The organism is Vibrio sp. B1Z05, assembly GCF_052955985.1.
The window spans coordinates 1,661,707-1,688,262 of the sequence record NZ_CP130463.1; the positions used below are offsets into that span (position 1 = coordinate 1,661,707).

Annotated in this window: 17 protein-coding genes and 1 tRNA gene; 2 read left to right on the top strand and 16 right to left on the bottom strand. The window is 41.6% G+C overall.

Annotated features, from left to right (window positions below):
* Positions 1–32: 32 nt before the first annotated feature.
* The 15 genes from QV280_RS07565 to QV280_RS07635 all read right to left on the bottom strand — a co-directional run bounded on the left by QV280_RS07565 (position 33) and on the right by QV280_RS07635 (position 24,339).
* Entirely contained in the window at positions 33–1,418 is a 1,386-nt protein-coding gene (locus QV280_RS07565) for a tyrosine phenol-lyase (protein ID WP_152819785.1), read from the bottom strand.
* 1,580 nt (positions 1,419–2,998) lie between these two features.
* Positions 2,999–5,329 (bottom strand): AAA family ATPase, encoded by a 2,331-nt coding sequence (locus QV280_RS07570; RefSeq protein WP_152819784.1) that lies wholly within the window; start codon positions 5,327–5,329, stop codon positions 2,999–3,001.
* A complete protein-coding gene (locus QV280_RS07575) occupies positions 5,295–5,984 on the bottom strand; it encodes an ABC-three component system middle component 1 (protein ID WP_152819783.1) in 690 nt (229 codons plus the stop codon). Before QV280_RS07575 ends, QV280_RS07570 begins: the two co-directional genes overlap by 35 nt.
* Positions 5,977–7,233 carry an ABC-three component system protein gene (locus QV280_RS07580; protein WP_152819782.1) on the bottom strand — a complete coding sequence of 419 codons (1,257 nt, stop codon included), beginning with the start codon at positions 7,231–7,233 and terminating at the stop codon, positions 5,977–5,979. The genes QV280_RS07575 and QV280_RS07580 overlap by 8 nt, the downstream gene beginning before the upstream one ends.
* Before the next feature lie 58 nt (positions 7,234–7,291).
* Positions 7,292–10,396, bottom strand: a complete 3,105-nt coding sequence (locus tag QV280_RS07585; RefSeq protein ID WP_152819781.1) for a type III restriction-modification system endonuclease — start codon at positions 10,394–10,396, stop codon at positions 7,292–7,294.
* On the bottom strand, positions 10,386–11,078 hold the full coding sequence (locus QV280_RS07590; RefSeq protein WP_152819780.1) for a DUF4276 family protein: 693 nt from the start codon (positions 11,076–11,078) through the stop codon (positions 10,386–10,388). Before QV280_RS07590 ends, QV280_RS07585 begins: the two co-directional genes overlap by 11 nt.
* Positions 11,071–12,108 (bottom strand): AAA family ATPase, encoded by a 1,038-nt coding sequence (locus tag QV280_RS07595; protein WP_447026246.1) that lies wholly within the window; start codon positions 12,106–12,108, stop codon positions 11,071–11,073. Before QV280_RS07595 ends, QV280_RS07590 begins: the two co-directional genes overlap by 8 nt.
* A gap of 79 nt (positions 12,109–12,187) precedes the next feature.
* Positions 12,188–14,152 (bottom strand): site-specific DNA-methyltransferase, encoded by a 1,965-nt coding sequence (locus QV280_RS07600; protein ID WP_152819778.1) that lies wholly within the window; start codon positions 14,150–14,152, stop codon positions 12,188–12,190.
* Between the two features lie 58 nt (positions 14,153–14,210).
* The gene (locus tag QV280_RS07605) at positions 14,211–14,951 is read right to left on the bottom strand and encodes a DUF4391 domain-containing protein (RefSeq protein WP_152819777.1); all 741 of its coding nucleotides are present in this window, start codon (positions 14,949–14,951) and stop codon (positions 14,211–14,213) included.
* Positions 14,951–18,220 carry a helicase-related protein gene (locus QV280_RS07610; RefSeq protein ID WP_152819776.1) on the bottom strand — a complete coding sequence of 1,090 codons (3,270 nt, stop codon included), beginning with the start codon at positions 18,218–18,220 and terminating at the stop codon, positions 14,951–14,953. Before QV280_RS07610 ends, QV280_RS07605 begins: the two co-directional genes overlap by 1 nt.
* Positions 18,220–18,717 (bottom strand): addiction module antitoxin, encoded by a 498-nt coding sequence (locus QV280_RS07615; RefSeq protein ID WP_152819775.1) that lies wholly within the window; start codon positions 18,715–18,717, stop codon positions 18,220–18,222. Before QV280_RS07615 ends, QV280_RS07610 begins: the two co-directional genes overlap by 1 nt.
* 121 nt (positions 18,718–18,838) lie before the next feature.
* A complete protein-coding gene (locus tag QV280_RS07620; RefSeq protein WP_152819774.1) occupies positions 18,839–19,720 on the bottom strand; it encodes a DUF7281 domain-containing protein in 882 nt (293 codons plus the stop codon).
* Positions 19,717–22,509 carry a hypothetical protein gene (locus tag QV280_RS07625; RefSeq protein WP_152819773.1) on the bottom strand — a complete coding sequence of 931 codons (2,793 nt, stop codon included), beginning with the start codon at positions 22,507–22,509 and terminating at the stop codon, positions 19,717–19,719. The genes QV280_RS07620 and QV280_RS07625 overlap by 4 nt, the downstream gene beginning before the upstream one ends.
* Entirely contained in the window at positions 22,509–23,072 is a 564-nt protein-coding gene (locus QV280_RS07630; protein WP_152819772.1) for a condensin complex protein MksE, read from the bottom strand. The genes QV280_RS07625 and QV280_RS07630 overlap by 1 nt, the downstream gene beginning before the upstream one ends.
* Positions 23,062–24,339 (bottom strand): hypothetical protein, encoded by a 1,278-nt coding sequence (locus tag QV280_RS07635; protein WP_152819771.1) that lies wholly within the window; start codon positions 24,337–24,339, stop codon positions 23,062–23,064. The genes QV280_RS07630 and QV280_RS07635 overlap by 11 nt, the downstream gene beginning before the upstream one ends.
* 146 nt (positions 24,340–24,485) lie before the next feature.
* On the opposite strand from QV280_RS07635, the gene QV280_RS07640 reads away from it, so the two are divergent.
* The gene (locus QV280_RS07640) at positions 24,486–25,346 is read left to right on the top strand and encodes a helix-turn-helix transcriptional regulator (protein ID WP_152819957.1); all 861 of its coding nucleotides are present in this window, start codon (positions 24,486–24,488) and stop codon (positions 25,344–25,346) included.
* Positions 25,347–25,653: 307 nt separating this feature from the next.
* Here QV280_RS07640 and QV280_RS07645 read toward each other — a convergent pair.
* Positions 25,654–25,741, bottom strand: a tRNA-Ser gene (locus QV280_RS07645).
* A 187-nt stretch (positions 25,742–25,928) separates the two neighbouring features.
* On the opposite strand from QV280_RS07645, the gene QV280_RS07650 reads away from it, so the two are divergent.
* Positions 25,929–26,528, top strand: a complete 600-nt coding sequence (locus QV280_RS07650; protein ID WP_390625215.1) for a UPF0149 family protein — start codon at positions 25,929–25,931, stop codon at positions 26,526–26,528.
* Positions 26,529–26,556: the final 28 nt, after the last annotated feature.

Here is a 26,556-nt window from a genome sequence, read left to right on the forward strand (position 1 = left end):
GCCCTCGAACGAGGGCCTAGGGTTTTTTATTGTTATACGTAGTTAAAGCGAGCGGTAAAGAAGCGCAATTGCTCTGGCTCGTAGTTGAACTCTAAGCCTTTTATTTCATGAGCTTTTTTGTACAGTTCAATAATGCCGTCTGCGACTACATCCATGTGTGCATAAGTGTAAACACGACGAGGGATTGTAAGACGGATTGTTTCTAGTTTCGGGAAGTAGTGCTCCCCTGTTTCACGGTTACGACCTGCAGATACAATTCCGCGTTCCATCGTACGACAGCCTGTTTCAATATAGACAGAAGCCGCAAGTGTTTGTGCTGGTAACTGATCTTGAGTCAAATGCGGTAGGAATCGACGTGCGTCGATAAATACAGCGTGACCACCTGTAGGTTCAATCATTGGAACGCCTGCGTCACGTAGACGATCTGCCAGGTAACGAATTTGCTTAATACGGTGGTCCAAGTAATGGAAGTCCATCGCTTCTTCGATACCGATAGCAAGAGCAGACATATCACGACCCGTCATACCACCGTATGAAGGCATACCTTCAAATACCACAACCCACTCTTTCGCAGAGTTAAATAGCTTCTCATCACGCAGTGCTAAGAAACCACCACAGTTTTGAAGACCATCTTTCTTCGCAGAACATGTTGCGCCATCCATATAAGAGAATTGCTCAAGCATGATTTCGTGAATGGTTTTATCTGCGTAACCTTCTTCTTGCTCTTTAATGTAGTAAGCATTTTCCGCACAGCGAGTTGCGTCGCCCATGATCTTAATGCCGTGAGCTTTACAGATTTCGCTTACCGCTCGCATGTTACCCATAGAAACTGGTTGGCCACCAGCAAGGTTAACTGTGATTGCAAGACAAACGTAAGGAATGTTTTCTGCGCCGACTTCTTCAATAGCTGCGACAAGTTTATTAATGTCGATATCACCTTTAAATGGTACATCTAATTCTGCATCGTGTGCTTCATCACGAATGATATCAATAAATTTCGCACCATTATGCTCTTGGTGGAAACGTGTTGTGGTGAAGTACATGTTACCTAGAACATATTGTTGTGGGACGTCTTTGCCTTTTGGAATAGCGATAGTAGATAAGATGTTTTCAGCGCCGCGACCCTGGTGCGTTGGGATTACAAACGGGAAGCCATACAAGCGTTGGATGGCAGCTTCAAGACGATAAAAGTCTTTAGAACCCGCATAAGCCTCATCACCTGTCATTAGAGAAGCCCATTGACGATCAGAAAGTGCTGATGTACCAGAATCGGTTAGGAAGTCGATATATACATCTTCACTACGTAGAAGGAAAGTATTGTAGCCAGCTTCTTTCATCTTTTCAGCACGCTCTTCGCGGCCAATCATAGACATAGGTTCAACAGTTTTGATTTTGAACGGTTCTGCTGGATATTTCATGTTTACGCTCCAATTTATTTTAATTAGTTTTATTTGGTTTTCATTTAAAGGGTGAGGGTAATTAAGTTTATATAACCTCGTTGTTTACGTCGGAAATAAATATAATAACAACGAATAAATAATAAAAGCTTAGTATCAGAAAGATGTGACAGTTAATAAATATTAATAATATATTCGATATTAAATATTAATTTTGCAAATAACCCCTATTGAATGTGTTTCTTTTTTATGCGCAAACGTGAAGAAGCGTTAATTAACAGAAAAACTTGTGAAAGATCACACCAATAACAGCAATTGTTTATTAAATTGCGATTGATTGTTTTTACTTGTGAATATTTAAATTATGCAAAATAAATAGTTAGTGTAATTTCTCTAACATTAATAACTAACGCGACAACCATTTCACAACAAAAACACACAAATAAAAAACAAAAAGCATTGGTTTGGGAGGTATTCTCAATTTATTTCGAGTAAAGAACTTTTGATTAAAAATACGAGCGAAATTCACCCGCAACGCTCACTTTGTGTACTGGATCGACTATTAAAAACGCAAAATGTAAAGAATACACAAAATAAAAGCATGTAATGTGACTGATTTCATACGCACCTAAGATTATATTAATTGAATTGATTTTATTTATGATGGAATTTAATTGATAGCCATTTAAACATTTCATTAACAACACAAATGCCTATTATCAAGTATCAATCCAAAAAGTAATACAAGGGATAATTATTCACGAAAATAATATTTAGTATAATAAAATAATATTTATCAGAGATTGGTAATTAATTGATAATAGTTTTTATTTAATATAACCAATTTATAAATAGAATCCGCTATAACTTACATACAACAAAAGCCTCGCCTTAATTACAAATATATAATTCAATTTATTTCTAATTAAAGTGAGTGCGTATTTTTATTATAACCCAGCACGATGCCCTAAAATGACTGCGTTCAAAATGCCTATTAATCACACAAATCGAATGAAAGAAATGGCACTCAGTTGCATAAAAGGCATTCTACACCTGCAGCAGACTATCGAAGCACTACCGGGGGAATGAAGCTACTAATTTCCATAACAGCGCTTAAATCGGTCGGATTATCGAGGATGATACTGTGACTATGCTTTTGTGAAGCTGTAAGGCATCCACAACATAGGTAAGATAGTGACGCTACAGCAGCAGTTCATAATCAATAGTGAAGGGTTTTGACAATGGCCTGCATAAACGTACGCTACGTAATTGGGTGTCCGAGATCATTAAACCACTACAGTGCTGTATACCGTTGGTTCTAACAGTAAATCTAAAGTAATAGATGCCATAGTTAGACTTGGTTAGATACATTGTGTCTGTGTCCTGTGTCCGTGTTTAGGGAACAGGTAGACCTAAAACGACAAAACCCTCGCCGAAGCAAGGGTTTCTAATGTGGCGGGAGTGAGACATCAAACCTAAATCTTTAAATGCATGATATTAAAACCATTTGATCAACATTAACTATGCAAGTATTACCTTGGGTATTACTAAAAGCAACTTATACCACCATCAGCCACATATACAAATCCCAGAGGTTAGTTTTACTCAGCAACCACTTTGTTTTTCTCAAGTAGATTTACCTGTTTTCTAGAAAGCCCAGCTTTTCCATAACGGTAGCACAAGTAATCTGAGATATCCTGCTCATGGGTAGACATCACTACTTGTCTATCTCTTAGCTCAACTCGGAGCAAATCACTCAATGATGCTATGTTGATCTCGTCCATACACTGGGTTGGATCATCAATGAACACAAATGCCGTTTTAGCATATTTTTTATTAAGCGCAAGAAATAGAGATAGTGAAAGAGCACTGATTTGACCACTACTCATCGACAGCGCTGCATCATGCTCAGGATCACGTACAGTGGTAAAGTTCATTGCAGCTGTTTTTCGTTTTTTACCATCTGGTGTATCAATAAATACACCTAGTCCGCTTTGATAGTTTTGTAGCAATCGCCCACTATAGATATGGAAAAGTGACTCCATCTGACCAAGCGTTTGATTAGTATAGTTTGTACGCGCGTGTTTAAGCTGGGTTTCTATGTCTTCTAGCTGTGAACATAACTCTTCTAAATGCTGGGATTTTTTACGGTAAAAATCTACATCCTTTTGCCGTGCAATAATCGACGCATTTATCGTCAACTTATGCTGTTGCTTGATGTAGTTTTTCTTCTGTTCAATCTGCGCTTCTGTCAACTGTTCAAGTTTGCTTAGGTCAGAAAAATGAGCTTTAAAGAAGTCAAACTCTTTAGTTGACAGCATCTCATCCTCAGGCTCCAGAGATTGAAGAATAGCGGTATTCACTGCTGAAACTTGTTTCGATTGGTCCTCTGGATCTGTGGCATATACCCTTGGTAATTCAATCCCTTGCTGTGCCAACTTTTGTCCAATCGAGACTAACCTCTGTATTTGGTGCTCATATCTAGCCAACTCCGAATGCAGTATTGCATTAAACTCACGTCTATTTGACTCTAGCAACGGGATATACTGAGCTTTTAATGGTTTTAAAACCGCCTCTAACGATTGGTAGCATTGATTGATTTGTAAACCAATCTTATTTATTTTTTGCTCTAACAAAGTCGTCTTTGCGTCGATAGCCGAAAGTAATAACTCGTTCTCTTGATAATCGACACCACAAAGTGGACATTCATGCTCACTACTATCAACTTTTTGAGCCAATTTTGATCGTAGCTGCATCACTTCTGCTTGTTTTTTGCTCACTTCACTGTGACCCAAGTGAAGCTTATTTTTGTCTTCAAGCAGTTGATTAAGTTTGGCTGATTCTTGCTCGTCAAGGCGAGATGAAATAAGTGAACCATGTGATGAAGTAAGCTTTGATACTTCAACCTCCAACGCACGACAAATTTTTTCTAATCTATCTAGCTCCGCTTTGTCTTTATTTAAGCCTGGTAGCTTGTCGAAATGATGAAAGAGCCTAACGGCCAAACCAAACTCGGCTCGTTTAGTGAAATCAATTTTAAGTTGATTCCTTACCCTCTTAGCAATCTCTTGCCGGCTAGCATGGACATTAGTTAACAAATCAAGTTGTTCCAGTAGCTGTTCTAAGTTTTTTAAGTTATCAACAGAAAACGGAACCTCAATGTCCCACTGAGGAGTAACCTTTGACTCCGTTAACTTAGTGAAGGCTACCGGAGCTACGTCACCGACCGTTAAAGTTTGCTGTAACTCTTCTAGTCGAAGTTTTTGCTTAGCATACTCATCTCCAGCATATTTAACCTGCTCTTTGGACTCCGACTTTAACTTACCAATATTATCAATTTTTGTATCTAGCTCATCAAGGTTGAGTAGGTGGCTTATTTGATCCGTTCTTTTATCGCTATTACAGCCATCAGGAATAACAATTGATTTGCTATCTTGTTGTAAGTAGTTAAGCACAGGGAAATTTTCTAGAAACTTAGCGCCAAGTTTCTCCGACCAAAACTTTTCCTCATCGTCTATTAACTTAGGGCTTGCAGTACCATCGAAACCAGATAGCTCATACAGCTTAAATTCATTGAAGCTATTAGGTTTATTCCCACTTGAATCTAAATCTTCTTGCTTAGCTAGCCTCATCACATAAAGTGTTTCACAACCCTTTTTAAGCTCTGCAATAATAGATATCCCATCTTGGCAATTATGGTTTTGGAATATACTACGGCGGTACTTTTTGTTACCACCTTTGAGAGCACGATGCCTAGCCGAGATTCTCGGGAGTTCACTACAAAAAAGCAGTTGTTTGGCGTCAAATAGGGACGTTTTACCAAAGCCATTCGGTCCATCATAGATAACTAGATCAGACGAATAGTTTTCTGAAAACTCCGTAAATACCTTGAAGCCATTAATCTTCAGCTTGTGAATTCGCCATCTTGCCACGAATGTACCCCTCAACTATTGCTTTGTAATTATTACCATTGCTTGAGATTAGCGTTTCAAATTCATTGCTAATCGACAGTAAACCTATTTTTTTTAAGTAGTCGTCTGCCAACTGACAAGGATCATCTAGTTCAGACTCGTCTACAGGAACAGATAAAAAAGGCAGCTTAATAAAAATACGACTAGCTATACCGTATTCAGACTCAGCCAAAGGTGACTTTTTATAAAGACTAAATTTACTTTGATCTTTTATTAAATTAGAAATGCTATTCACATCCATATCATTCAAAAGGGCCAATTCTCCTTGTGAGTAATACAACACATGCTTTTTAAAGCTATAGCCATCCTCTTCCAGAGAAAAGACTTCGCTTTCATAACCAACGATATCCGTTAAACGATCTAACTTAAACAGAACCAAAACATCTGTGTTTTTAGCAAAAGCAGGGGATTCCCTTAGCTCGTCCGGAGTATTTGCCAACACCCATTGGTTCAGTTCACTCGGTTTCATCAATTTTGCAACTTGTACTACGACCAAAAACCGTTGGTAATCCGGTGATGTTGCTCGATAAAAAGAAAACTGTTCTGCCTCATGTTCAACTAACTCAAACTTACAAGGAGAGTTATTTGATAATGTTTTAATTATTCGATTAATCATTTATTTCATCACTTGCGTCGCGAACTGACACAAACCTCACATTGTTAATCTTGGTAAGCCTATTTCCATCGTCCTCACTGATATCAGTGAACTTTCCTACATTGCCGGACTGATCACTCAGTTTGAATGGGCTGCTATTCATTTCGACAATTAGGTTTTCATAGTCGTAAAGTACATCCTGCACTACTGGATTACTACGCATACCAGAAACATTGTCTTGAATTTCATCAATATTAAGCTGCTGATTTGTTCGCCTGAACTGCATTGCTGTTGGTAAAAAGCTACCAAGTTGGCTCTTATAATAATGCGGCAAGTCTTTTGCGGTTCGAATACCTTGTATTTCTGCGATTATATCAAGATACATTTCTACAGTATTCACACTAAAGCCATCCAGCGATATATTCTTTTGGTTAGGTACTTTGGAAAAAAACAGCCTAGATAATCTATCAATTTCCATGCTAGCAATAGCATATCGACATCTACACAAGTCATTTAGGTCAAAATTAGGGGTGTCTTGGTGAAGCGCTAATAAGTTATCTGTTCTATCTAAGAGCGTTTTTCTGAATCTGAATAATATTGCGTTATGATCACTGTCATGAATTGCTTCAGAATGAAGACACTCTTCTATTTCCGCAAAATAAATTGGAATCGAATCGGCTGCTTCAAACTTTTTTATTCCTTCATGCTGATTGCGATGATGAGCTAAGTTTACACGTGCAGCCAACAGCATTTGCAATTTTGCTAGCTTATGCTCAAGGAGCTGCTCTGTGAGGGTTAGACCATTTGATTCTAGATACTGTGTAGCGATTTCATTGAGCCTTATATCTAGAGTACCTGTTTCGATATAGCAACGCTCATCATGGTACGAATAAAACTGAACGAGAAACTCCCCCTCGGAAACACTTGCCTGTCTATCAGAGAAATCGTCAAGTTCCATAGAAACATGAAACCACCTCACAGTATCGTCATTACACCTATCGGTTACTTTTGAAGCTTGCTGTAATGCTGACTCATATGCTGACCGATACCGACTTTGCATCGTCTTAACCTGATGAAGAGATAAGACTTCCTGATTACGACCGTAGATAACGAAATCTTCTAATGTTTCTACTTTAAGACAATATGCCTCATTATCCCTTTGCAAAAGAAGACGTATTGCATGATAAAGTGCAACTTTCCCTTGATAGACAAATCCGCTCCAGGCTGGGATAGCACTACTGTTAGCTATCTGAGAGGAAACTTCCGTCAATCTTAGTTTTCCTTATGATCGTAAAAGAGGCTCAAAGCGTTGCTTTGAGCCTCTACTATTAATGAATTAACGTTTTCAAGCTTTCATAGCTATCTACAACGTCGTATCTGACTTTTTTCTCACTGAACTTTTCATTCACTGCTTCAAAGAACTTTCTTGCACAATCTAACTTGGCAAGCTCAGCACCTTTTAACTGGAGAGACTGCATTGAGCCTTTCGTTTCAGCAATGAAGTAAACATGCTTAACTGCCCCTTCTTGAAACGCAATGGCCCAGTCTGGGTTGTAGCTACCCAAAGGAGTTGGGATAAAGAAGCCTCTTGGCAATTTCGCATATACGCTAACCTCAGTGCGAGTATCCAGATCTTCAACGAACTTGCGCTCTACTTTAGAATCTGTAATTACGTAGTCGTAGATATGGCGTTTCAGCTTCTCACCGGCGTTAGAAAAATCTTCTGAGCCGTTTGCATCGAAAATACTGGCTTCAAACTTCTCTTCTAGAGTGTCATATGCCAAATGTTCAATGACCATAGTCGCCTTCTGTTCATTGATCAGTTGTGCAGCCTTTGCGATAAAGTCTTCCGGGTTGTTTCTGAACTGGCCAAAAACATGGCTTCCAATTCCACGTAAAATATCAGCTACCGTACTACGTTTTAGTTTGGTTAACTCAGCTACCTTACCAAGCAAATCATATCTGACATTAGATTTAACCGACGCATGATACTCAGCACTTTCCGTTTCTTCTACTTTGAAACTTTGACCAGCCTTCATTTGCTCAGCATCAACATGCGCTATCTGTTCACCTCGAACAATATCGAAATGAAGCTTTTCAACTCGCAGTTTACTATCAAGAACAGGGATAGACTTTGATACCAGTTCATCACTATCGAACTCAACGTTGTAAATGGCTTTGTGGTTGATGCGTGCCCACAGTTCCTGAAACTCTTTCTTGTCAAAGTTATTGTTAAGCTCATTTCTTTTCGCTTTCCGATCATCTGCGATATCAGGAAGCTGAGCATCAGAGTATACCGAATCAATTAGATCGAAGATCTGCTCGGCATACGGCTGAAGGCTCTCTGGAAGCGCGGCTAGTTGCTCCTCGCGTTTTGCATCATGGTAGGTGTCGGATATTCTATCGTTGTCATCTGAATAGTCATTCTTAAGCAAATAGCGGTATATCTGTTTTGCCATCTCTGGCGTCACTTCAATATCACCTTCCGGTGTAGCTAATACCTTACCTGTAAAATACTTTTCATCAGCCTGTCTTGGCCTTGAGGATAGCGAACTACTTATATCTTGCTGTAACCCACTCACAAAGTCTTTGTAGCTCTCACTAGCGACTACGGTTAAGTGGTTGATATCATGAACTATGGATGGATGATCGACACGTTCTCCATCTTGGTCTACTGCCAAGCGCAAACCTCGACCGACTTCCTGACGTCGTGAAATAGTGTTATCGCTGTGCTTGAGAGTACAAATCACGAATACATTAGGGTTATCCCAACCCTCTCTTAAAGCAGAGTGAGAGAAAATAAATCTTGTTGGCTCAGATAGATTAAGTAAGCGCTCTTTATCTTTCAAAATCAGATCGTAAGCATCGACATCATCGGACAACCCTTTGTTATCACCACTCCTGTTAATTTTGGGATCAACCAGTCGTTTCTTCTTGTCGATAGAAAAATACCCCTGATGGATACCCGATACCGAATCTCGCTTCAAATAACGAGCATATGCCGTATCCGCATGCTCTCCTTTTGAATTAAGAGGGATATAGTCATTTACGAGTAGTTGGTACTCTTCTTCGAAGATACGTGCGTATTCGCCTTTTTTAACTGGCTGATCGTAATCGCGATATTTAGCAACCTCGTCGATAAAGAACAGACTTAACACCTTAATACCTTTATCAAACAATCGGACTTCTTTGTCTAAATGCGCTTTTATCGCTTCACGGATCTGCATTCGGCGTAATGCAATTTCACTCACATCACCTATCGCATCACCAACAGTCAGCTCTACACCATTTAAGAAGCTGACTGTATCTGTAACGGCATTGATATCCGAAACAACAAAGTTATTTTTGTACTGTTCTAAATTATCAGACAGATCGTAAAGGTTATCGCCCTTACCCAACTTGCGCACAACACGTTTAATGCCTGAGTTATTCCTCACTTCAAACTCGACACGAGCGACTGGAGGTTTCTTAGGCGAAATTTCAATATTTTCTAGGTACAGGTACGCGTTAGTTCCTGAGAGGCCTTTTGTGGTAATCCCCCTTACACCAATCTTCTTCACCAACTTCTGGTTATACGCATCAACAGCATCAAGACGGTAGATTTTATTCCGTTCGACACGGTGTGTTGCGGAGTAACGAAGAATAAACAGAGGGTTAAACTCGGCTAAGGACTCTAGGGTTTTCTTACCTTCCATCTTTTGCGGTTCGTCCATAATCATGATCGGACGGTTGGCTTTGATGACATCGATAGGTCGACGGCTTTGAAAATCGTCTAACTCCTCGTAGATTCTACGAGCATCTTTTCCGCGAGCATTAAAGGCTTGAACGTTGATGACCATTACGTTAATGCCGCCATCAGATGAAAAATTTTCAATCTCATGGAGTTGTTTCGAGTTATAGATAAAAGGCCTGATTCGCTTACCGTAATCCTCTAGAAAGTGATCTGCAGTGATTTCCAGCGACTTATAGACCCCTTCACGAATTGCAATACTCGGCACGACAATAATAAACTTGGTCCAACCATACTGCTTGTTTAGCTCAAATATCGATTTTAAAAAGCAGTAAGTCTTACCAGTACCAGTTTCCATCTCGACATCTAGATTGAGATTTGCACCCGAGGAGTATTTAACTGACTTACCGTTCACGTCTTTAAAATCAAGCAGACCTGTTGACTGAGGTATGTTTTGATGACGTTGAACCTGTTGCACATTGGCAAGTAGCTGCTGTTCATTGAGCTGCATTTCAGCATTTTTAAATGCATTTTCATCAAAATCCTGCTTTTGCTGACGAGCACCTGTGTGGTCGGCCTTTTCTACACCAGGATCCATACGATAGCGGCTAGCTGCGTCATTGGGTAACTGACCTTTGAAACAATCCACAATAGCTTGAACGGAAGCAGCCTGATATTTTTGATGTTTGAATTTAAGCTTCATTTTGTTCCTCAAGCTTTGCTTCTAGTTGCTCTAACCAGCCGTTAAACAACGGACACATCTCACGCATTTTTTGGATACCAATGCGCTGTGCAATGGCAATACCTGTTGTCGTTTTGGCAAATTTTCCGTAAGGAGCCCATCCATCTAATCTCTTAGATGGTGCTGTTTCTGGGCTATTATTGATAAATTCTGGTTCCCCACATTCGGTAAGAACTGCATCAACCACCTCCGTGTCGATGTTCATCTCTGCCGAGAGCACTTCACTGTCTGAAAATAGTAAGGCTTCAAATTCATGCATTGCAACATAGGGAATAAAGCGTCCATCTGAGCGATGACCACCAAATAGCTCATTGACCGCTTGCTTAGTCGCTTGATGCAGATGTGCAGATACCTGCGCTGGAGTTTGAGCCGGAGCAAGAGTGTCCAACCCTGGCCACTCCTTCGTTCCATAATAATCAATAAAGGTTGTTACAAACGTATCGCCACGCTGCTTAAGATGGTTACCGATATCCTGCTGGGCTCGTACAAAACGAACATCACCGCCTTTTTGTCCCGGCTTAGTAATTTGCGTTGCTGAAATAAAGATATTCTTCAATGCCAAGTATGGAGCGAGTACCTTCTCGATAAATACTTGTTCTGTCTTTCCTTCTACGATGGCAATAACCGAGATGAACTTACTCATAGCGAGGTCCCCCTGCTATGACATTCTTAATCCAAAGTTCACCGACGGAATAGCTTTCTAGCCATTGTGAGAAATCTTCTGCATTTAGACGTTCAAACGTTGATGCACCATCCTTACGGTTCACCACCACAATATCTTCAATAGCAAACTGATCGATCAATGCTGGCGACTGAGTTGCAACGATGACCTGTGTACGCTGTGAAGCTTGTTGGATTAACTCTGCTAGAACATCAATTGCCGCTGGATGTAACCCTAACTCAGGCTCATCAATGATGATTGTCGAAGGTGGGTTTGGTTGCAAAAGTGCTGTCGCCAAGCAGATAAAGCGAATAGAGCCATCAGATAGGTGATAAGGCTGCATCGGGTAGTCAGAACCTTTCTGCAGCCAGCTAATATTTACTTTTTGCTTTACGCCAAACTCTCGAGGCTTTAATAGAAAATCGTCAAAGAATGGCGTAACCAAGCGAATCGCATTAATGATTTCTTTATACTGTGTTTCGTGGGCTGTTTTCAGCTTTTTCAAGAACGGACCAATATTCGCCGCATCAGTACGTAATACAGCATCATCTTCAACGATCTCGTACTTACGCATTGGAGCCGTTGAACTGGTATCATGGAAGTGATAAATCATCCAAGACGCTATTTCGTCATAAACAGGTTGCGAGTAACTCGCGTCTGAGCGTTTACCTGTGACTTCTGCGACCATCTTGGACTTACCATCATAGCTATCACCAAGTTCCCACCAACCAGTTCTGCCACCTGAGTAGTACCGTGCTTCGCTTTCAATAGCGCAGCTGTCCGAAGGTGTCGGAGCTAGTGTAAAACGAAACCCACGACCACCAAACCGAGTACTAAAGCTCATTTTGGGCGTAGTTTTTTCACCATTGAACAGGAGATCGCTAGCACCACCGTTGTCTGAGACATAATTACTTAGGTTGTCCTTGATCAAGGAGCGTAGCATCTTAAAAAATGATATCAGATTACTTTTACCTGCCCCGTTGGCGCCAACAATCACATTGAGATTCTTCATTTCAAAATCTTCAAGTTCCCGAATCGATTTGAAGCCCTTTATTGTAAGCTTATCAAGCTGAGTACTCATCGTCGTCCCTCTAGATTGATTTCACATCAGTATTTGGAGATAGCTGCTTAAGCACTTGTTCGACATTGATCTTGGTACTGTCTGAAGCAAAGCCAGCATCACGGAACACCAGGCGTAACGGTTCAAACTTTGCTAACTCTTTAACAAAGGCTTCATTGATGCCACTTTCTTTGTCGAAGCAAGCCACAAGCGCGTTATCCGCAACAAAGAAAACGGTTTTTCCATCCACAGTTTCACGACGAATAGGCAGAGTCAAATCTACGCCCCAATCCAACATGACTTGGAACAGCAGGTCTTCTTCAGTTCGATCTTCTTTGACGTTATCTACTTGCGCAAACAGGTCTTCTTGCGTCATGGTGTCTGGTTGGTAGTAAACATCAGCCATATTGGAATTGTCGATTTTTAGAACACGAAACCCGACATCCAATTTAGCTTCTTCTTTTTCTTTAACCAGCTGTGAACCCGCTCTTCTAATTCTCTCTTTAGAGATATCTGCGATAGTCTTATAACCTTCTTTATATTCTGAAGATTTTGGGTCTGTAAATTCATTTAACTGAACACAAATAAACTTACATTTAACATTGTTGTCAGATGCATATTCAATCAATGCATGACCTGTAGTACCCGACCCAGCAAAAAAATCCAAAACAACATCATTATCATTTACTGAGACCAAGGTCATTAAATATTTAATCAATGCCGTTGGCTTAGGAAAATCAAAAGGAATACCTAACTTTTTCAGTTCAGCAGAGCTATGGCGACTTTGAAACTTTTCTGTGATATTCCCAGGTAACTGGCCATCGTTCATACGATCTTTTAGCCAAATTTTATAGTAAACATTCCATTTGGCAGGTTTACCTTCATTGGTAACTAATGACGTTCTATCAGACATTATAAATTCTACATTACCTGCTTTTTTTTCAGCGGCAAAACGATCATAACTCCACCTCCAAACTCCATCGCCATCATTCGGTAATACTTTTCCGCCATCACAGTATTGTTCTGGCATTGTTTCACCAGGAGGTATTACTAAGCTTCCATCAGGACACTCAATGAAATATCTTTGATTTGGTCGTTTGTCCAACATAGCCTGATATAAGCCCATCGAACGGTACTTTTCACCGCTCCGAGGACCGGATTTTTCTATCTTGGTATACACTTTATCAATAACGTTCTGGCTAATTTCTTCTCTAAATTGACCAAGTTTTTCAATTCGCTTTGCATAAACAATTATGTAATCAACACAAGGAGAGAAGTGAACTCCTTTTTGTCCTCCGGTCTTCATAACTCTCGAAATAATAGTGATAAAGTTATTTTCACCAAAAACTTCGTTCATTAGTTGACAAGAAGATGCAACTTCCTCTTGTCCAATAGACATAAAAATAACCCCGCTTTCCTCTAATAAATTACTAGCCAAACGAAGTCGAGAATACATCATGGATGTCCAGTCCGAATGGAAACGACCATTTGAATCCAAATTTGACACTAACCTATTCTGGTCTTCATCTATTTGCAGGGTACTCTCAAAGTATTCTTCTGCAGATTGCGAAAAATCATCCTTATAGATAAAGTCATTACCGGTATTGTAAGGAGGATCTATATAGATCATCTTAATTTTTCCAAGGTATGTTTCCTGAAGAAGTTTTAGTGCATTAAGGTTATCCCCTTCAATAAAAAGGTTCTGAGTCGTATCAAAATCCACACTCTCTTCACGACAAGGACGTAGCGTTTTCGCAATCGGCGCATTGGCTGTTAACAGTGCTTCACGTTTACCCGGCCAGTTAAGTTGGTAGCGCTCTTGAGGGCCTTCGACAATATTGCGAGACAGTTCTTGCTTTAAAAGATCAAAGTCTATCGCTTTGCGCAGTTTGCCATCTTCGCCTTGCGCTTCTGTCACACAGCCAGGAAACAGCTCCGCTAGTTTTTCGATATTTTGGTCAACCATATTCGGGCTGTGCATTTTTAGTTGTTCCATATCTGGAGGCTCTCTGTTGTCTAATTCGTTGTTTCTGCTCGATTCGCTAAGTGTCCACTCACTGGCCACTTAGCGAGCTAATCTGTTCTTTTAGTCGGTTGATTTCACTGTTCATATCAACCCTGCGATTGTACTGCTTTTCTTTTCGTTGCTTTGCCTGAAGCTTAGCTAGCTTATCTCTGCAAGCATTCAGCATCGCTATCCGCTTCATTTGCTCGTCTATAGACTCGCCTTCAAGTGCGGGTTCTGACAGTAGGCTTCGTAACAGCTCATTGTACAGTGTTGCCATGTTAATGATAACTGGAAGCTTTTTAGTTTCGGCATGATTTAGCTCACCTAACTTAGAGATAGCGACCCAATCGGATAGAAAGTGTTCCTTAATGACCATATTTCCAGCATCTCGCTTGCTCTCTCTTTTACAAGCCATCGCATGCTGCACTTGTGGCCTATGTGGGAGACCATTGAAGATACGAAACAAAATGTTCGAGGGAACTGCACGATCTAATATTTCCAGCACCTCCGCATCAAGGTCCCTACAATTGGGTTTTAGATGTATATCAAAAACTTGTATCTCAGCCACATCTTCACTGTCAGCGACATTCAACGTATCTGGAGACAATTTGTATCGCCAAACTATTTGCTCGACTTGATTAACAAACAATTGTTTAGTCGCTGGCGTCAGATTTGATTGCTGATAAGTCGTTTCCTTGGGAATTTTCTGCCCTTGCTTTTGACTTCCTAACGCAGCTGCTTCAGGAAATCTGAAAGGAATGAATACATGTTGTTGAGCTGATGCCATTAGCCTTCCGCCTTTACGACAATAAAGTTAATCAGTTCAAAATCTTCTAAACCTTTAATCTCATTCGCCAACGCTGATGTGTGTTTTCCACTAAACAGGCTGTTGATGTCACTAGCCTGCTTAACTTCCACAATAGAACCTATCGCTTGGTCCAATAATTCAGAGTAGAAACTCATCTCACGACCGTCTTTAGTATCTCTATTGAAGTTTGTGCATGCTAGCGTGTCTGGGCCATCTTTGCCTTTACATGCAGCCCGTACCTGATCAAGTAACGGTTTGACCTGCATATGGTTAATCACAACCTCACCCGACTCTGCCATGTAAATCAAATAGTATGGGTGAAGTCTATTCTGCTTATTGATATTGACGCTATGGTTACGATTGCGTAATGAGAAAATCACGCCTGGTACAAGCCCCATACCCGGATTTGCCGCTACGACCGCATGCAACCCATTTGGTGTAGTGTTCATGTCCCCATTCGCTTTGATGTAGTTCAGAAGATCCATGCGAAATTCATTGAGCCCGAGATCAGTTATGGATACGCCAGTTTTCACATCTTCTAAATCTACAACTTCCTCTTGCAAACGTTTGAGCTGCTCGGTGCGATAGGCAACATCGTTTGCTTCAGCCTTTAGCACGTTATCATCACCAGTCGCGGTAATGTCTGAGATTACCATCCTGTTTTCGACACGCTCTTTAAGGTTGATGTATTCATCCAGGCTTATATCTGGCCAGTAGTTGACTAACTGAATGGCTTGATTTGTTGACCCTATGCGGTCTACTCGTCCGAATCTCTGGATTATGCGTACTGGGTTCCAGTGAATGTCGTAGTTAATCAGGTAGTCACAATCCTGCAGGTTCTGACCTTCTGAAATACAGTCCGTACCGATTAGAACATCAAGCTCAACAGGTTCATTTGGGAGTATCTGTGCTTTTTCTTTAGAGACAGGTGAGAATAGCGTAAGCAGACTTTGAAAATCATAACTCTTACCTATAGTCGACTTTGCTGCGCTGCTACCGGTTACCTTTCCGGTGTGAACTTTATATTTATCTTTAAACTCTTGAGCTAAGTTCTCATACAGGTAGTCAGCAGTATCGGCAAAAGCTGTGAAGATAAGAACTTTCTTATTGCCTAGATTAAGAGGATGTTGCCATTTTTCAAAGATATGCTGTCGTAAATGCTGAAGCTTAGCGTCCTGCTCTGGTGGTACCTTACCCATTTCATCAATAAGCTCAGAGATCACCTTAAAATCAGACGTTAAGTTATGCTCCCATGAAGGAATATCCATATCAGCAAGGTTGATTTTTACTTTTCCACCGGTTGAAAAGCCTTCCTGGTACTCCGTTACATCTTCATCCCAGTCAATACCATCAAACTCGTTTGCCCTATCTAGATAGCCAGTATCTAATCCACTTTTCTTAAATGCTGTGATGTTACTCAATGCGTCATCAAGTATTGACTGTAGCCCCTGCAACGTTAATCTGAATGCATGGACGGAACTTTCTAAACGTTTTAGTAAGTTAATGGTCATCAGACGTTGCAGTGCTTTTTCTCGATCAACCTGACGCAGCTTACCTTTACTTCCTACATCGGTATCGTACATCTCTTCATACTTGGCGATACGACTAGGTAGGATATAGCTAATTGGGGCATAAACAGCCATCTTTAACTTTGAAAGCTGTTCGAATATCTGATTAAACCCAATTACGTCAGATCGAGTAGTCAAGGACGGGTGAAAAGACTTCGGCTTCATTCGTTCAGGGAAGTGACCTATATCAGCCGTATCGTAGAACGTTTGAATATGCTTACGAGAACGAGCTATGGTCACACTATCGAGCAGTTGGAAAAAGTCATAGTCTAACGTCTCTAATAACGCAGAAGCAGTACGTTCTTCAGGCGCGAGATCTGCCCATGCATTAAATGATTTTTGCGCCCGTTTAAAAATTTCTTCAATACTGAACTGCGTACCTATCAGCTCTCGAAGCACATGCGAATCGCCCTCATAGGCCAATGCTAGCTGATTACGCAAATCAGAGAATTTGTTGTTTACCGGGGTTGCCGACAGCATCAACACCTTAGTTTTCACCCCTGCACGAATGACTTTGTTCATCAGTGACTGGTAGCGGGTTTCTTTATCTTTGTATACTTGGTTGTTTCTGAAATTATGCGACTCATCAATTACAACCAGATCGTAATTACCCCAGTTAACTCGGTCCATCGGGATACCAAAAGACTCTCCTCTAGTGCGTTGTAAATCGGTATGGCACAAGACATCAAAATTGAACCGGTCTTTTACAAAAGGATTGGTAATCAGGTTACGGTTATAGTTAAGCCAGTTATCCGCCAGTTTTTTAGGACACAAGACCAACACTGATTTGTTACGTAGCTCGTAATACTTAACGACAGCCAAGGCTGTAAATGTTTTACCTAAACCTACACTGTCGGCAAGGATACAACCATTGTATGTCTCCAGCTTATTGATGATTCCGGTAGCAGCATCTTTCTGATAATTGAACAATTTATTCCAGATTAAACTGTCTTGGTAGCCCGTCTTATCATTCGGGAGGACATCTTCGTTGAGATCTTCGAGGAATTCACTGAAGATGTTGTATAGCAACTGAAAATAGATACGTTCAGGAGAGTTTTCTTGGTATACGGTAGATATGTGATTGACCAGCCTATCCGTCACATCCTGCACTTTTTCTGCATCATTCCATATTAGATCAAACATACCCATGAAAACGCTGGTGGACGAAGGCTCGTCCATACAGGTAACAATGTTGGAAACTGCATTACCCTTTTGGTAACCAAGATCTACTGCTGAAAAACCATTAAGCGGCTGATATACGGCTTGTTCTTCACTTACTTGCACTGCCGCCAACTGCTGCATTGGTGCACCAGTAGTATTTGACTTAAATTCCGCCTTTCGACGAATCCAGTCCGCGCACTCTCGAGCAATCGCTTTTTGGGTAAGCTTGTTCTTTAGCTGTATTTCAAATTCAGTTCCGTAAAAGCTCTTTTCTCTTTGCTCTTTCGGAATGAAAAACTCTCGCTTCTGTTTGCTCAGTTTATCCGTTACTTCTGATTCAACGAATGTAGGAGAGGTAAAGACAAACTCCAGTGACTCAATCTGTTCGAGCTCCTCTTTTAAAGCTTCGTACGCATAGATCGAAAAACAGGATGCTGCAATTTTAAGCTTTGCTCCTGGCTTTATTGTGCTTTTTAAGTCGTCACCAAGCAGATCATTTATATTGTCGATAATACGCATTAATTATCTCCAAATGTCTGCAACCAACGAACAAAGGCAGGTCGATGACGATCAGTCCATTGGGTACAAATCAAGTACGTTTGCCCATCACGCTGAGCAACTTTAGTTGTAGAGTAACGGTTGCGGCCTTTGGCATCTTTAGCGCTAAGCCTTACATCTTCTGGCCTAGCCGTTTTTGATACTTTTAGAGCAGGGAATGATAAACCAAATATGTTTTTGCAATACTCTAGCTGGGTGAGATTATTAATTTCAGAAAGAGGCAATGACACTTCTACTAGGTGCTGTATAGACTCTGTTATTTCAGCATTTGAGATCCTATTCGCTCTCTGCTGAGTCACTGCGCTATCCCCATCCAGGGCAACTGGAAATGGAAAACCTTGCGCTTGAACCGCTTTTGCAAGAAATACGTTGATAGCGAGCTCGACCGGCAAGCCAAGCTCGCTAAAAATTTCTGTCGCCTTTTCAAGTAATTCAGGATCTAGTTTTGAGTCTTTCATGCAATTTGCTATCTCTACAATTTGTAACTTTTGTATACTAGCTCATGAAACAACTCTTGAATAGGATGGCGTTCTAAAACAAACGTCTTTCACTCATTAATGTCCTACTCAATTCACTTGCCTATTTCTCACTAAGCCAAATGGACTCTTGCTCAAGTGCTAACCCGTTCGCTTGCATCTCTAGAACTAGCGCTTGTAGATGATAGGATTGAGCCAACAAATTGCTACTATTCTCAAGAAATGAGTTGAATTCTCTTGCTGTATCAACCCAAAGCTGGTTTTGCCCGTAACGCTTCAAAAGTTCTTTCCAGTTAGGCATCATCCAAAACTCTGCTCTTTCTTTAAGCCTCTCATTCAGGCGTCGGAAGTTATTAAGCCCGACTCCATCATAGTCAGCAAAAAAGTAGACCATCGGTGCCCTTTCAGGCACCGATAGCCAATCAATCAGTTTGTTGTGTAACTGCCCTCGGTACCAAATAACGGTAGTGGGTTCGTTATTGGGTAGCCAATCTAGACGGTCAAACAATGCTTGGTTTTCCACCAGCCAAATAGAATGATGAGTGTTAAGGTCCCTATTTCTTTCTCCACCCACTTCAAGGGAAAAAACACCAAACTCTTCTGTCGCTGCATTTAAATGCTCTGTCTGTACTCCAGAAACCTCCCATAGAGGATTGGCAACCGCTTTAGCCAGCACGTAGGTCACATCGTGACCTACTCTTCCTTGTTTGCTGCTACGTGTGGAGGCTATGTTTACGGCTCTTTGTGGGGCTGATAGAGACACGTTTTGATTTGGTGCCAACTGCTGCAGTGTGACTTTAACGACATCCATATCTAGAATCCCGTAGACAACGCCACGGCCTTTAGGAGTCACCTGTACACTCTGAGTTTTGCGGCTGAACTCATCAAGCTGCTTCTTCTGAGATGCCGTCAATGTGCTTCCAGCAATGGAATCAGGGTACACCTCGATTAGTCGCGTCAGTGCTTTAACCAATACCTGGCTCATAGCGATGGCTCCACTTGTGGTTGCGGCAATCCTTGGCTTTCTATTGGTTCGAAAACCTGCCAGTTATTACGGCTAATGTGGTTCTTGCCATTCGCTTGGTTGATAGGCACACAATAACGAGCTGTGGTTAACGGTGCTGGTGAAGCAAAAATCAGTGCAAAACCGAACTGATTTGCAATCTCTATCAAGTTAGTTTGGTTTTTGGTATCCAGGGCCAACGCCTCATCCAAATAACATACTGCTTTCATTTGGTGTCGCTTGTCTTGCATTAAGTGAAGCATCGCCAAACCAGTCACAAGCTTAGCCATCAATACTGTTCCGTTAGAAGCCGCACTATCGATATCCTCAAATGACTCTGGTTGCTGCCCATGTTTTGCAACGACAAACTCAAGTCTGAATAAATCTGCCACTCTTAGGCCTTGGCGAGCATTACCTTCTTCTATCAGCAAGCTCTTAGCCCTATCTAGCTCAACATCATCGAGAATGCTGGCTTGATCGAATAGCTCGAAACTCTGACCACTCTCTGTTTGTTCTGCTTGCTGGATTAGTACATTCATCGCATCAACAAGCTGACTCTCTTCAACGGGATCAATTTTGAATGTTTTGAGATCTGATAACTGCCTGTGACTGATTAGTCGGTTGAATTCCTTCATCTTGCTTTGTAGCGCATAGAGTCCACTGCGCAGCTCTCTTAGACTCGCAGTGACGTTGACCACTGCCGAGCGAGCACGTCTTTCCAGTGCTTTCTTCTCATCATCCAAACAATGACTGAATTTAATAATACCTTTTAACTCTTCATCCTGAGTTTGAGCCATCTGAAACTTAGTGAGGCCTTTTTGACTCAACTCGTTTTTCATTTGACGCAATTCTTTGGACAACTTATCAAGGTCTTTACAATCCTCGATGTAATGTTCGAGACGAACAGGTAGATACTCGAGAGACCACTCATCCGTAAGCAGCCATGGTGTGTGTGGTTGGTCAGATAAAGCAGCAAACAGCGCTTGGTCATCTATTCTTTGATTTTTTAGCTTTTCGACGCTGTTATTGTCCGAAGACAGCTGACTTAACTTATCCGAAATCTCACCAATTTGCTGTGCCAACTCATTGTACTTCTTATCTGCATTCTCAAGAGCTGTATTGACCGCTGCCAACTGACTCTCAAATGTCTGTCTTTGCTCGTTTCTCTGTGTCTGACCTTTTGTTAATTGTTGCAGCTGATCGTAGTCCCTCAAGTCCTGTTCACACTGTTTTACTGCTTGATTTAATTCGTTCTTTTTCCTCTCCGCAGCTTCGCTTTCTCTACTTACTTCAAGCAGTTGTTTTAGTTCTGTTATTTGCTTATTAACATCGGCTATTTCCTCCACCAGCTCCTGCTCTGTTTTTTGAACATGCTGAGGAATAAGCTCCTCAAGGGAAAGTTTTAAACCTGAAAACGAGAGTTGCTCAGAAGATTCACCATTGAGCATATGTCGAAGCTGATTGATGTCAAACGAATACTGTGAAGGTGGTAGTTGCATTACTCGTTGGCTAAGTACTTTGTTCAACTTTTCTAATTCATCTACATTAAGCACTTTAGAAAGATGAAGGTATAAATTATCACCCAAAGTTTGATGTTGAGAGTGCAACCTTTGCAGCTGTTCTTCTTTCTCTCTCAACTGTTTGCCAATCGCAGCAGAAGAGGACCGCTGTGATTGGACACACAAGGCAGCCTGAACATCATATTTTAGCTCCGCAGCTTTCAATTGACTCTCTAAAAACGATTGATTCGGGATCAAGGTAAACCGCTCTTCCAGCTCTTGTTGCTGCTTCTCGATACGGTTTAACTCTTCCAGTTTATTAGTGAAGTCTGTACGCTCTCCTGCACGGGCGATATCTTGACTTCGGAGCTCACGTTGTGTTTGCTCAAGCTTAGTTTTTTGCGTTGATAGATTCTCAGTCAGCGTTTGAACATGACCATGCCAATCCTGCAGCAATTCATTAACCTTAGGCTGGCATGCGGCGATCTTTCCTCGCAGCGACAAGGTACTGTCAAACTTCTGTTCGAGTTCTTGAATCGTTTCCAGATTATTAACAGCTGCTAGGTACTGCTCGCGTTCTAGATTAATGTCTTGAAATGCTTTCTCCCACTCCTGCTTAAAATCGATACTGGAATTAGGTAGCTCTCGACTGAATATCTTCAACAAGTAGTCTTTCACATCACTGGAATTGAGCTTGTCAAGTCTTAACGTCTTAGTAAGTACTTGCTGGAACGAACGAGCATCACTCACGTGCTCAAGTTTGAACACTGTAAAATCGATATCGCTGTTTTTCTTACTTTTTGCACCACCATAAATCGAATGTCTAAACTCTTTATCATTGAACTTATAGGCTCGATGTTTCTTTGTCGCTAAGTGGTTGACTAATTTTGGTTGGGCAACGATATTGCCATCGTCCATACGGAAATCATCTAGGTTTAATTCACCTTTGTAAGCAAAGTATTCGTAGTCATAACCTACCCCTTTACCAACACAGCCAAACACCACGGTGCCAGTTTGCGGCAGGATGACTTCTAGCAAGATGTAAGCACTGTTATTTGGGAAGTAAAAACGGCGAGCCTTCTCTAATGAATGAGAGCCAAAATCCATCCTTCTTTGGTCGATGATGAGCAGAAACTGGAGTGCGTTGATTAAGCTTGTTTTGCCATGGTTGTTTGGCGCAATTAGTGACACAGAGTCATCAAGAGGAAGTTCAGCTCGCTGGTAGCCAGCACTGCCAATTAACGCTAAACGTTGAAAACCGTAACTTAACATTATTCATCTTCCTCATAAGCGGCCACATCACTTTCGGATGCTTGTTCAGTGATAGCTTCGAAATGGTCTAGGTAGCGATATACCGAAGGCAACAAACTCCAATGATTGTTCTCTTGAGCGGCAAAGCCTTTTCGCACTGCGTTCTCGAGTATCTTTGTTAGTGCACCTTGGTCGAGCTCTTCTGCATCCAATAGCTCTTGATGCTTTTCGTAGACCTCATCTAGCAAGGCATTATCAATCGTCCATTGGTAAAACTGACCAAGGGAGCGCCCGCTATCAGCTTGATGGTCAAATATCACCATCAGCAATAGTGCTAACTGGTGTGATTGTTTATTGATGTTCTGGTTACCATCTTCATCATGGAACCAAGCAAAACCCCGTCCATCAATGCGCAAGTCAAAACCTAAGTTAGCAAATAGGTACTGGTACTGCTCTGCTTGCTGTTCTAGCTCATGCCATAGAGCCGCATCCGTCGAGCGGTTGAGATGCCGGCCAGAGTTAAAAAGGTAAAATAGCTCAGTCAGATGAGCCAGCTCATTTAAATCGATTTTGCTAGTTTGCATTGTCAACATCCTTTGCATTTGTTGAGCCAGTCAACATCTTTATTTCGTGAGGGTGGTAGGTTACGGCTACTGTGTTCAGCTCTGTAGTACTTGAGCTCGCCCCTAATGTGCTTTGCCACTGAGGGTCACGGACAAGCTCGTGATAGAGCCGCAACAGCTCGGCATCTGGTAAATGCTGGTAGTTTCCTCTGAGCCACGTCATTAGATTCGTGACCGGTAGCGAGTCAGCAAGTTGTTCCCTCAGACGCTCTTGATCAACCCAGTTGATCATTGGACTTTCAGTCGCTTCCTCTTCATCCGGGAACGGTATAGAGCTAGGTTCAAAGTCCAAGAATTCTGCCATCAACTCGCGAACTTCATTACCCAATTGAATTTTAGTCACGCGGCTACTTTTCCACATAGGCAAACCTTCGGCATTCAGTCCTCGCGCTAAACCCTTTTTACGAACTTGGCTTAGCTGCTTGCTGATAACCGCTGAAAGTTGATTGTGTTGTCTGGCTTCCTCTCTTAATGGCAACAAAGTATCGGCACATTGCTGAGCAATGACTCGTCCCTGGTATCGAAGATCTTTGACTTGATAAGCTATCTGGCGCATTGCCAGCTTCTGTTGATACAAAGATCCACGCATGGAAAGTATGTCAACGGCAGTATCGAGTGCTTCTTCAGCCTTTTCTAATAAGGGGTAGAAACTGCCTCCAAGACCACTATCCATCATTTCGTTCATGGGTTCTACGTATTGGTCGTACACTTTCAACACTTCACGGTAACGACGTTCAATTGGGACACTGGTGTCCGCAGACTTCGCCAATTCTGCTATTTCAAATATTGCTTGTTTGTCCTGAGTTAACTGTTGGGTAATTTTTCTAACCAGTTCTGACAACCTGTTCGCGCCAGTACGAAGTAAATCATTGTCCGCCAGATCGAGCCCTTCTAACACTTGGCTAGTGGCATCTTTAATCGCATCAACTCGCGCTTTAAGGACCGCGGATAGACCTAACTCATGCTCCTGGGTTAAGCCTCTGACAAAGTCCACAACTAACGTGTTTAGCTGATAGTCGCTGCTGCGATTGATAGTCTGCAATATGTCTGCATTAACAAGGCTGGTAAGCACAGTATTACTTTCCGCATTTTTACTTTTGTACTGATTGATCACCTGTTCAAGTACTCTCAGCTCAAACGCCGGAAACTCTCTCGAAAGCCGAGTTAACTGCTCAACCACCTCCCAATGTTGGTGTAGCTGAAAGGTGAGACTTTTAGGTGCCGCCATCTGTCATTGCCTTATTTGTAAAATTAAATCCCAACAAGCCTTGTTCTACGTTGACTCTTAGATACCCTCGCAATAATATGACGTCATTAGCGACAGGTAAATACTGATTACATACACATGTCGCAAAAATAGACAGGAGTTAGATGATGAGTAAATGGCCAATACGTTGGGATCTACTATTCCGCTACAGAATGATAGAAGTCATCGCCCTGTGGGAAGGTCGATTAACAACTAATCATTTGATTAAGAGCTTTGGTATTGGTCGTCAGCAAGCTTCGAAAGACATCAACACTTATCTGACCAATATTGCACCAGGAAGCCTTGTTTATGATAAACAGCTGAAAGGCTACAAGCCCAGTGCTAGCTTTGTTCCAAAGCTAACGAGTGGTCATGCTGATGAATATTTGCACATTCTTTCGAGAAGTGAAGATATGAACATCACATTTAAAGAACTCGAATTGGGGTTTGATAGGACCACTATGATCAAGCCCGTCACACGAAACATCGCACCGGAGATACTCCGTCCTATAGTCCAAGCCATCAGAGAGAAAAAACGTGTCGATATAAGCTACACATCGCTCAAAGATGGCACTAAAGCAGAGCGAATAATTTCTCCTCACACCCTTGTTTGCACTCCACTACGCTGGCACGCCCGAGCCTATTGTGAACACTCTGATGGCTACAGAGACTTTGTGTTGAGCCGAATAAGAGGCGTTCCAAGCCTTGAAGCCAAAAGTGTAATGGGAAAAGCCGACGATGACTTATGGAATACTTCAGTAACTATCGAGTTAATACCAGACCCTAGACTGAATGAAGGTCAGACCGCTATCGTTGCCCAAGACTACGGTATGGACAATAGTGTGCTCAGGATACCAACCAATGGCGCATTAGTACGCTATGTACTTGATACTTATAACATCGATGTCAACGTGTTGGATTCGAACCCAAAAGGTCAGCAGATTATTGTGGGGAATTTTGACGAGCTAAAACCGTATTTAGTTTTTTAAATATAAAAATAATCAGGAACTTCATCGTCCTGGTTGATAAATCAAGTTGCTGTCGTACATGGTAGTTTTATCTACCAAGTCTTAAATAGACGATACTGCAACTAGTTTTAACTTAAATAATGTCAGCGTCTTTTCGAGTAGATATGCTTATTGTTTCGCCGTTTTAGAGGCATAGCATGTACTTTAACATACAAAAATTCATTAAATAGGGATGGGCATATTTGGATGGGCTTTAATTATAAATAATTGTTTTTCCTATATTCTAGACACAAAAAAAGACGTCCTAGGACGTCTTTTTTCTTAAATGTGGCGGTGAGTGAGAGATTCGAACTCTCGATACGTTGCCGTATACACGCTTTCCAGGCGTGCTCCTTCAGCCACTCGGACAACTCACCGAATTTGATTGGGTTGACTGTGTCAGTCAACGAGGCGCTAATTTAATGATTTGTGGGCGGTTGGTCAAGTAGATTTGGGGTGTTTTTGTTTAGTTTTGGTCTGTTTGGACAATTATTGTCTAGTTCGTTGGAAATTGATGCTTTTGCTACTAATTAGCGTTCCAGTTGTTGGGTAAGGCTTGATACAATGGCGAAAACCTTTATTTGGACGAATATTTTGGATTTAGCACAGATTATTGCTCAACCTGAGCTGGAAGACCGCCTTCTTCCTTATCATCAAACTCTTGGGTTTATTACTGCTGTTGCGGCTGCACCTCATGTGCTTGATCCCTCGCAGTGGGTGGCGTATTTATGGGGTGGCGAAGAAACGGCACCTTTTAGCGATGGTGAGCAGTTAGAAGCGTATTTAGAGGCGGTAGTGGGTTCTTGGAATGCTACCCGCCCTGCTCTGTTTGACGACTCTTGGCAGTGGCCTATTGAGTGTGGCTTGAACGATCAAGAGATTGTGACTGAAGCGACTAAAGAGTTTTGTGAAGGTTTGCTACAAGGCTGGCAGTTGGCGCAGGACGATTGGCAAACGCTGATGCCCGAAAATAGCCAAGACAATGCTTTGCTTGGTGGTGTATTGCTTTCTATCAGTATGCTTTACGATCCTGAGACTTCACTGGCGACCTTGTCAGAAGAAGGCATGAACGGCTTAGATCAGTTTGTAGAGATCTTTAATGCTGTGCCTATGATGTTGTGTGGATTAACTCAGCGCGGCGCTGTACTGGCTTCTGAGCAGTAATTTTTTAAGCCGTACATCAAAACTTATA

Bases quoted from the DNA above. Each gene is read 5' to 3' on its own strand.
- QV280_RS07650 (WP_390625215.1), top strand. From the start codon at position 25,929: ATGGCGAAAACCTTTATTTGGACGAATATTTTGGATTTAGCACAGATT.
- QV280_RS07605 (WP_152819777.1), bottom strand. From the start codon at position 14,951: ATGGCATCAGCTCAACAACATGTATTCATTCCTTTCAGATTTCCTGAA.
- QV280_RS07635 (WP_152819771.1), bottom strand. From the start codon at position 24,339: ATGGCGGCACCTAAAAGTCTCACCTTTCAGCTACACCAACATTGGGAG.
- QV280_RS07620 (WP_152819774.1), bottom strand. From the start codon at position 19,720: ATGAGCCAGGTATTGGTTAAAGCACTGACGCGACTAATCGAGGTGTAC.
- QV280_RS07575 (WP_152819783.1), bottom strand. From the start codon at position 5,984: ATGATTAATCGAATAATTAAAACATTATCAAATAACTCTCCTTGTAAG.
- QV280_RS07630 (WP_152819772.1), bottom strand. From the start codon at position 23,072: ATGCAAACTAGCAAAATCGATTTAAATGAGCTGGCTCATCTGACTGAG.
- QV280_RS07600 (WP_152819778.1), bottom strand. From the start codon at position 14,152: ATGGAACAACTAAAAATGCACAGCCCGAATATGGTTGACCAAAATATC.
- QV280_RS07590 (WP_152819780.1), bottom strand. From the start codon at position 11,078: ATGAGTAAGTTCATCTCGGTTATTGCCATCGTAGAAGGAAAGACAGAA.
- QV280_RS07625 (WP_152819773.1), bottom strand. From the start codon at position 22,509: ATGTTAAGTTACGGTTTTCAACGTTTAGCGTTAATTGGCAGTGCTGGC.
- QV280_RS07640 (WP_152819957.1), top strand. From the start codon at position 24,486: ATGAGTAAATGGCCAATACGTTGGGATCTACTATTCCGCTACAGAATG.
- QV280_RS07615 (WP_152819775.1), bottom strand. From the start codon at position 18,717: ATGAAAGACTCAAAACTAGATCCTGAATTACTTGAAAAGGCGACAGAA.
- QV280_RS07565 (WP_152819785.1), bottom strand. From the start codon at position 1,418: ATGAAATATCCAGCAGAACCGTTCAAAATCAAAACTGTTGAACCTATG.
- QV280_RS07595 (WP_447026246.1), bottom strand. From the start codon at position 12,108: ATGAAGAATCTCAATGTGATTGTTGGCGCCAACGGGGCAGGTAAAAGT.
- QV280_RS07610 (WP_152819776.1), bottom strand. From the start codon at position 18,220: ATGCGTATTATCGACAATATAAATGATCTGCTTGGTGACGACTTAAAA.
- QV280_RS07585 (WP_152819781.1), bottom strand. From the start codon at position 10,396: ATGAAGCTTAAATTCAAACATCAAAAATATCAGGCTGCTTCCGTTCAA.